Source organism: Candidatus Bathycorpusculum sp., assembly GCF_009778815.1.
GTDB classification, from domain to species: Archaea; Thermoproteota; Bathyarchaeia; order Bathyarchaeales; family Bathycorpusculaceae; genus Bathycorpusculum; species Bathycorpusculum hydrogenotrophicum.
The window spans coordinates 1-9,276 of record NZ_WRFL01000076.1 but is presented as its reverse complement, the minus strand read 5'-3'; the positions used below and the strand labels follow the sequence as shown (position 1 = coordinate 9,276).

6 protein-coding genes are annotated in these 9,276 nt (G+C 36.3%); 4 read left to right on the top strand and 2 right to left on the bottom strand.

The genetic code is table 11. From position 1 onward, the window contains the following. Positions 1–427: 427 nt before the first annotated feature. Positions 428–1,648 (top strand): hypothetical protein, encoded by a 1,221-nt coding sequence (locus FWF39_RS10855; RefSeq protein WP_343383461.1) that lies wholly within the window; start codon positions 428–430, stop codon positions 1,646–1,648. A gap of 70 nt (positions 1,649–1,718) precedes the next feature. Next, positions 1,719–2,753, top strand: coding sequence for a hypothetical protein (locus FWF39_RS10850; protein ID WP_343383460.1), 1,035 nt, complete (start codon positions 1,719–1,721; stop codon positions 2,751–2,753). Here FWF39_RS10850 and FWF39_RS10845 read toward each other — a convergent pair. Both FWF39_RS10845 and FWF39_RS10840 read right to left on the bottom strand, forming a co-directional pair. Beyond that, the gene (locus FWF39_RS10845; protein ID WP_343383459.1) at positions 2,721–3,695 is read right to left on the bottom strand and encodes a hypothetical protein; all 975 of its coding nucleotides are present in this window, start codon (positions 3,693–3,695) and stop codon (positions 2,721–2,723) included. The genes FWF39_RS10850 and FWF39_RS10845 overlap by 33 nt on opposite strands. A gap of 607 nt (positions 3,696–4,302) precedes the next feature. After that, the gene (locus FWF39_RS10840; protein WP_343383458.1) at positions 4,303–5,295 is read right to left on the bottom strand and encodes a hypothetical protein; all 993 of its coding nucleotides are present in this window, start codon (positions 5,293–5,295) and stop codon (positions 4,303–4,305) included. Between the two features lie 1,216 nt (positions 5,296–6,511). On the opposite strand from FWF39_RS10840, the gene FWF39_RS10835 reads away from it, so the two are divergent. Then, positions 6,512–6,637, top strand: a complete 126-nt coding sequence (locus tag FWF39_RS10835; protein ID WP_343383457.1) for a hypothetical protein — start codon at positions 6,512–6,514, stop codon at positions 6,635–6,637. An 88-nt stretch (positions 6,638–6,725) separates the two neighbouring features. After that, positions 6,726–9,276 (top strand): InlB B-repeat-containing protein (locus tag FWF39_RS10830; RefSeq protein WP_343383456.1); only part of this gene is annotated, 2,551 nt, incomplete at its 3' end.

Sequence of the window (9,276 nt, the reverse complement as noted above, 5' to 3'; positions counted from 1 at the left end):
TTGTTTCAAAGAAGACCGCGATGGTGGATTTAACGCTTAAACTTTGGCACGCATTAACCACTGAAGACATCTTTACAGCATTTCAAAAAACCGCATTACTTATCTTTAGGTGAACACTCTCATTTATTGATTCTTTGTCGAATTGAAGTTGCTTTCGACCATTTATAAACTCAAAAAATTGATTTAAATCTATCTTGTAAGCTTTGAGAGTTTTATAATCTAAATTTTTTAGTTTTTCGCAATAAATTAAATACACGTTGATGTAGTTTTGCATGTTATTCTGTTCCTCGATTATTTTTTCTCATTATTGTGTAACAGATGAAATATGTCGGATGGTTTATATGAGAGTACTTAATACTAAGTTACCTATTGCCGTTTACATTACAGGATAATTAGTAGTTATCCGTCAAAAATGGGGTGTGCAATAGTGGCAGGGTTTGATTTTGTTAACCGGGAAACTGAGCTGGAGGGGATAAAAGAATGTCTGAACAGCAATTCTGCAGTATTTCTTGATTCACTTGGCAACAGTGGTCTAACGCACTTCTTAAAAAAACTTTATTATGATTATTGCGCTGAAAATGCATATTGTTTTTACATAGATGGGGAGCAAAACAGGTCTTTACAAGAACAAATGCTTTATCAGATTTTTGAAGCCTCTAAAAGGGAAGATAAATCAAGAAAAAGGATGTGGCAAAAACCTAGAAAACAGATGGGAAAAAATATCAAGGAAGTTATAAAAATATGTGCATATGGTATTGATATCATTCCATGCCTTCCCAACATAGGTGATTTGGTCAATAGTTTTATAAATGCAATAGAAACCACATTGGATGCAGATGAATATCATATAAAAGATTACAAAATAGAGCAAGCTCTGACTAAACTCTTTAAAACAATAGACAAACCGATTTATGTATTGATTGATAGGACTGATTTATTAATAAAAGAATCGTATCAGTTTTTGGCAACAATGCTGAAAGATTGTAATGCAAAAATTCTATTTACTTTTAGCAATAGTGATGCTGAAAAGGAAATAAAAATTGTATCTCAGCTGTCTCTTGGAGGTATAAAACATTTTAAACAGGAAACCGTTTTCGACAGACCTGACAAAAATATGATTGTAGAACTATTCAAACATTATGAAAAAGCTTTGAATGATGATTTAATGAAATATATTTGTGACAGACATCGCAAAATTCACATTATAATGGCTAAAATTAATGGATGCGATATTTATCTCTCAGGTATTGATGAAAAAAAGGGATACCTTTTAAAAATACTGGCTGTTTTAAACGTGCCGATCGAAGCAAAATTGTTGGAGCGGATATATGAAAAGCATCCCGTATATGCTCTTAATTTTTTGCACTCGGAGTTTGAAGCACTTTTGGATGAATTGATCCAAAAAAAAGCTTTATGCATTAAAAATAATGAAGTTGAGCTTGCGGAAATCGTTGATTATTGTAGTTCAATTGAAATTTCAAACTTGGATAGAATCATCATCACTAACGATATAATTGCTACTTTTTTGCAGGCAAAGGAACAGCTTAATATTTCCCAGCTTAAATTCGCGATAGCGAACACAACTAAAGATTATTCTAAAAAAAAGGCTTTTATTATGGCGTTACTATGCCAGCAAAAAAAAAGCTAATACGATAGACCCAACATATCTGGACATGTTGTTCCCGTTTGACAACAAAAAAGACTTGTTAACGATCTGCATGATGTATTATGATGCACATGTCTATGGCATATCTTATAATCGAATGAAACGTTATGAACGAGATTGCTGTGATGATAGGGCTTATAATGTTTTATGTGCGCTATTTTTGGAGCGGCGACATGAAAACAATTACGTTAGCCTTTTAGAGAACCTTGTAAATTCATCTCAAAACATAGATGAGAAATGCTTATTGTTGTCAGTGCTCCTTGTCGCATATTTAAATTCAGACGCTTCCGATAAATACAAATGCATTGTTAACAATTCAGATCACGAATATTATTTCGAAAAATATAAAAATTCAAATCAGTATGTGTATTTATTAAGAAATGTAAGCTACTATATAGCTGATTTTAATAGAGCAAATAAATACTACGATCAATGTTTAAACGCGTTTAAAAATAGAGACCCTGTAAATTATAAAAGAACGATTTCAAATTATATTTGCTATCTCATGCGGCATGATGTTGATCTTTCTGGGCGGTTATTAAAAAATAGGATGCAAGAAGTTGAAGAGATCATTAAATACATGGACGACAAATATTTATATTTAAATATAAATTATGGGCTTTATCTGATGAAATATAATCTCGGCGATCCCACCGAATATTTTTCTAGCATTGCATATTCTTCTGAAACCACTGAAACGCCATTCATTTACGCACAAATCAATTTGGCGGCATATACTGTTAAGAGTAATCCTGAAAAAGCATTGAGCATTATGAATTGCATAGAATATGAGGTGCAAAAAACAACCATACCACGAACCAAGCAGTTTTATAATATAAACAGATGCTTAATTGACTACATAAACGGGAATTACAGAGAGGATTTGATACAAGAAATTCGCAACAGCCCTTTGCGCGGAAATCATGATTATGGTGAGTTTTTGTATACATATTACAAAAAACGTTTCGATCAAAAGATACCATATTCAGAACATGATTGGGACAAATTGTTTTTACCAGGATACCTTTTTTACCGATATTTTGAAGCGGAACTGTTACTTGCCTACTCGATGGAGTCCCAAATTTAGGATAAATCTGATAATTTCGACATAACTCTCAAAATGATTGTCTAAAAAGCTCGCGACAAAGCCGCCTTTTATACCGAGATTCATAAGTACATTAACTTCTAAAAAGTACGGAATCCCTGTGCTTTTTTCAACGATAAAATCTATACGTGCGTAGTCACACGGTTGCATATTCATAAAATATTTGCCTGCATGATGTGTCAACATTTTATTCAAATTTTCATCACGACACATGCATCGCGACATGCCAAGTTCTGTGTATCTTTTTTGTGCATACGTGATAATATTACCACGCTTGTCAGATAACTGGCTGTGTGGTGTCGCAATGATGGGCGTACCTTCAATTGTATTCATAATTGGAACGCCATAGTGGATACCATCTATGTATTCTTCAACAATAACATCTATGTTTTCTGAAAAATATTGGTTGGCTTTTTTTTGTGTGGCGGTCCAGTCTTCGCATAAACAAGACTCATCAATACCAATTGACGCACTTCCAAACCGCGGTTTCACAAAGTATGGACCGTTAAAAGGGCTATAATTGCTTAGCGGATATTGCTTTGATGCAACTACCCAATTGGCAGTTTTTAGATCCAAATGTTCAGCTAGTTGTTTAGACATGCTTTTATCTTCTGCCAAGGCTCGAACATTTGGAGCTGCTCCAATGTATTTCAAGCCAAAGTATTCGCAAAGCGACTGAACAAAAACTTCACTATTACGAAATCCCATTCGATTGTAAACTGACCAAACCAAATCAAATTCATCATGATGGTTTATTAAATAGCTTACGTCACTTGTTGCATAGAAGTTATAGCTATTTTTTTCTAAAATTTCGTATATTTTTAAATGATATGTTTCAGCATAAAATTTTTCTTCAGGTGTTTGCGGTTCAATATGTTTGCCGTCAGTTGGAGCAAATTGAGCGAGAAACAATATTTTAGACATTGCACCCATCCCTCTTAAGCCTCTCCTTCATCAGCGCACATACCGAAAGACGGGGTTCTAATTTATTTTCAAAAGAAGAATTGTGAGCAATATAAAGTCTAAGAGTTAACAAAATTGTTTGTGTAATCACAACAGCAGTTGCGCAACTTTTGGATTTTATATTATGTTTGTTCATCTTACACATCAGCCATAATAAGGATAACTACTAATTATCCTGCAATGTTTAACTGGTTTATTCAGCTATGCGGCATTGCCAATTTCGTGCGCTGTATGTCAGCAAGTTGACCATACAATAAAACACTGGTCTGTTCTAAAAGAGAAATTGGTCTGCTCAATTTTTAGACTTAGTTAGTTGGTCGCACTAAATTTTCTGTTATCTGTAAAAGGTGTGGAAAAAAGGAAAATGAGGGGGTTGGCGGTGTCTTTGCATTAGTTGTGGTTCAAATTCCATCGGTCTCACTACCATAATCCTGGCACTGTTTAAACGGAATCTGTAAGCGTAAAGTTAAAAACAAGCACTCCTCAGACTTTGGGCTATGCTATTGATTGGGCTAAAATTACGTATGGTGTGCCTTTGGCGGCTGGGCAATCTTTCTTCTTGTTATTGTTATGTATTTCTCCAAAGTAATGAATTTTCTAATCCAGCTTTGTCAGTCTCAAAATAACTGTCGTCTTCTAAAACAATTTTCTTTTTTCCTAAACTTTTTAAGATGCTTTTCAATTCCTCAACAGTACAATTTGCCTTATCGCATTCACGGATTTTAATTATGGCTTGTGCATCTTTCATGAAGTGGGTGATGTTGTTGTTGACTTGATTTTCATCAATAGTCTTTGTTTTTGCTAAATATTTTGCTAAATGTTGCGCAAATAGGGTATCATCGACTGTGTTTTTATCGTTATTCAAAGCCATATACCATGCAACAGTATCTGTTGCATTACGTTCTGAATCTCTGTTGAAATTACACTTGTCAAAAATACTCAAAGAGTAATTATAGCAATAATCTGACTCCTCCCCGATGTTGTAAAATCTTATTTTTTGCAATGTTGTTCTTTTTATTTCTCTAGAAATCTCGTTTTTTGACTGGATATGATTTGTAATTTCCTCGAGAAATTTCTTTCCGTTTTCGCGCACTTTTGCACTTTGTGCGGGTAAGTAATAGTAATAGCTAACTCCTCGCATGAGTCTTTCTGAAATTTTATCTAAAATAGGAAAATCATATGTCTCAAGCGCATTGGTCACTATGTGTATTTCGTCTCCATCCCTGAGAAACTGTTCGCTCGAGTTCGCATCATTGACTTCAGCTGTGTTGATAAAAATATTGTTTTTCATGTTTTTGTTGTTATAATCAAACAACTCATAAAAAGGCTTCTTTGCCGCATCAAACCTGTTCTTTACTAGCTCACCAAGCAAGTATAATCCCATCAAAACCACAAATTTTATTACCGCAACTACCCAAATATTGGCATCTTTCCAAAATGGAAATGTCCAGCTTGCTTGAGAAAATATTGCTGCCGTAACAGCTAATGTCGCAATAACAACCCTAAAACTGAAAGTGTTTTTGTGTAGTTTTTCCTTGTATTCTCTTTTTCTGCTTTTCATTTGTCTTTTGTGCCTCCAATATATTCAAATTTTTTCTGCTGTTTAAACATGGGTTGTTTTTATGCTGTGAATGATTAGTAGAGATATGGGCCAGAAATATAAAGGGTGTTTGTTGAGTGTTTGAAGGAAATCAGTTGGTGTTGTGACCACTAATTTGAGGTGACAATGAGTTATAGCGCTGTTTTGGAATGGGGTGGATAAGCGGACTAAGCGGCAAGTGCTTTATCGTAGCATGTCAGAGATTGTGGAGCCCTTCTTTGGTGTCGTTAAGGTTGTATGGTGTTTTAAGCAATTTTTATGTCGGGGTTTGTTGAAGGTTGTTGGTGTGGTGTCTTTGGCTTATTTGGCGTATAATTTTCGGCGGGTTTTTAATATTTTTGTGGCTAACAGGGTACGTTTAGCGGCAATATTTAGCCGATAGAGCCTGTTTTTGCTTTTCTAGCTGTCTTATGCGCAAAAATTTGGTTGGACCTGAAAATCACACAAATTTAAATAAAACTCAACTCAGTGCACGGAAAATTATCTTCGTTATTGCGCAATTTGTAACTCAAATTTGTTGTTAGATAATGTTGGGTTTTGTATAGGCATGGGTCTGGAACATTTGCTCCCTGCTCAATATGTGGCGAGACAAATTGAGCTGTTTACGTATAAAGACGAAAATACTTCATAAACTCAGCAGGGGTTAAAACGTCGCCCGTACCGTTTTGCGGCGGCGTTTTTTTCATAGCTGTTTGTGCAGCTCTTTTATCTGCAGAATAATTTTCCTTCTGTTATGTGCTTTTCTGGTTTGTTTTTAAAAAAACATATGCTTCTTTGATATGTGATTATTATTTTAATAAACTTGAGCAACTAAAGCAAGCTTGAAGTGTCGATTTATTGGAAGGGCACAGACGGTATCGTTTGTATGTTTGTCTTGTGAGTCACTTCCATAGTTGTTGCATCAATCTGAGGTGTTGTCTTCCCTTTAGAACGCCGGTTGATCTTTATGCTTAGTGGAGCCTCTCAATGTCTCTGATTTTTGTTGGGCAATGGTGCAATCATGCAGAAATTGGCTGGATTGGTACATTGGATTTGGGTTGCAACTTGGTTATGGGCTATGGATTGGTTGTTTGTTTATATTTGGTGGCTATATATTCAATATTAAATATATGGATAATATTCTTATTTCTGCCTTAATGTGCAATACTATATTGTATGTAAAGGGGAGGGGCAGGTTATGAACCAATCGCTAAGTTGCTTTGCACTGCTGATAAATGGCAGATGCCCTGTTGCTGGCTACTTTGGGTATCTAGCCCCTAAACGCCTTTTCGCATATTTAGCATCAAATCAAACCTCCACATAAACTTACGCGTGAGAGGCAATGCTCAACCAAAAAAACTAACCAAACCATAAAAAAACTAAATATTTACAAAATAATGGGAATGTATGTCATGAATGTTAAAATAGTATTTGATCGTCGACGTCTTCACACTAAACAATCTTTCATTATAATTACTTTATTGCTTACCGCAATTCTACTTTTTTCTCCACTTACCCTGCTGTTTAATACCGCTTCTCCTTTCGTATCTGCCCTAGATGCTGATACTATCCCACGTGGTGTGGATGGCAGAATTCTCACTGCCGCCAAGGCAGGAGATACATCTGACTGGATTGAAATCGCAAAATATAATGAATATTCGCTTATTGTACGCAAAAGTTACATTAATTGGTACGATAATGTTGCGGATGATCACTCAAATCAACCACTGTGGCAATCTGTTGCATATGGCTCTGCCAATTATGCTGGTAGTCCTGTCCGCACTAGAATCAATGCTTGGTTTAGTAGTGCTGCCTCTGGTACGTATGTTGATAATTTGGATGACAATGCTAGATTACGTGACTATGTGGCGGGAAACAATGCATTAGATGCTTGTGGTTTGGTTGCTTCTGAGGCAGCAATGGCAGACGGATTAAGCTATCCACGTTCTGATAGTACGCAAAGTAGTGACCTTGCTTTCGCACTGAGCTTTAGTGAAGTTGCAAACTTTTTCTCTAGGTCACATGATATGCGAGTCGATATTGGTTTTAATCCTGAAGTACAGACAAGCACTTCCCCTGCACCAGAGAACTTTGCCAAAATGAACTCTTTATCAACTGATTATGGTATGTGGTTACGCACTATAGGCGACACACTTACCTCATCGGGGTTTTTAGGTCTTTACCCTATCGAGGGTAAATATGGTAGAGCTTTCCAAGTAGAGCGTAACTCTCCACAACTTGTTTATCCGGCTTTGTGGGTACAGTCAGACATTTTTGAGTATGATATAACCTATGAGTTGAATGGTGGTGGTATTAATCCCTCTACTAATCCAACATCATACAAGGAAAGTGATCTTCCTCTCAAAATTGCTGATCCGTTTGGGGTTTATGAGTTTCTAGGCTGGAATGTCGAATATGCTAACGGTACAGCAGTATCTTTGCAGAAGCAATATGTTATTCCTGAAGGCACTTCAAGCGATGTCAAGTTAACTGCAATTTGGTCCACTACCGCATATGCTTCATACAAAATTAATTACAACTTAGATGGTGGCACTAACTCCCCTCGTAACCCTGATTTGTACACCCCCTATTACGTTTCGCCTACTAATCCTGTAACGCTTTATTCTCCTGATAAAGCAGGTTATAATTTTAAGGGTTGGACGGTAGAATTTTCTGATGGTACTCCAAATGTAACTGAAGCAACGCTTTCTTTCTCTATTCCTGTTGGGACTATAGGCAATATTACCCTTACTGCACTTTGGAGTTCACCAATTCCATATACTATCAATTACGAATTAAATGGCGGTAGCATTCCCGAAGGGGCTACTAATCCAGCTTCTTATACAGTGGAGGACAACTTTCCTATTGTCATAGTTGATCCAGTAAAACCCGGTTATAACTTTGTAGGTTGGACAGTACAGTATGTTAATAAGCCTTTAGATATTGATCAAAAATCTTACAGCATTCCAGCAGGTACAACAGGTAATCTGATATTACATGCAAAATGGGTATCAGTTGATTTGTCTGCTGATGTTTTTCATAATTATAAAAACTCTGGCCAAGATTCTGAATCTGTGGTTTTGCCTTCAGAGGTGTATAATTTAGCTGATTTATATAAGACTGATAAAAATGGGCAGACTTATAATGTAACAAAGGTTGTTGTGGAAAAAATACCCCACAGCATTACCTATGAGGTAGATACCTATGGAACAGGGGGTTCCATCGACTACGTATTGATTGGTGATGAATACACAATTAAAACTTGTACGGAAGCAGATATAACAATTCCAGATATTTGGCTTTTTGAGGCATGGTACACTCAGAAAAATGGTGAAGGATTACGATATTTGCCCGGTAACACTATTACCGTTACTGAGAACTTAACCCTTTATGCTCGATTAACTCCAAGATTGCTACGTGGTGCACTTTCATCTGAGGATTTTATACAAGCACCGACTGGCAGTCAAGAATTTACCCCTGTTCGCACTGGAATAACTCGTAGTTCAGACGATATTACTAGAACTGCCTTTGTTTTTGAAGGATCCGCTCTTGCCAATCCAATTTATGAGTTTGAGTATGGTTATGCTTATGAAATAACTATTGAATATGAACTACAATATACTGTAAAAATTGTTGACAGTTATGCTGGATCAAATTCTGGTGCAGGTAACTACTTTGAAGGTGACACTGTAGTTATTAACGCAGGTATACGCAATGGTTATACCTTCGATGGATGGACAACTGACAATAATGCTGTCACGTTTGTAGATTATACAAGCGAGACTACAACATTTGAAATGCCTGCAAGTAATGTCACTGTAACAGCAAAATGGCTGGTTAGGTCTGATCTTTCGTATGTTGTGAATTATCTTGAGCAGGGTACTGACAAAGTAGTGGCTGCTCAGAAAGTTGTGGGTGGTCAGGTCTTTGGTTCTTCTGTGGTTGAGACTGCTATTGATGTTG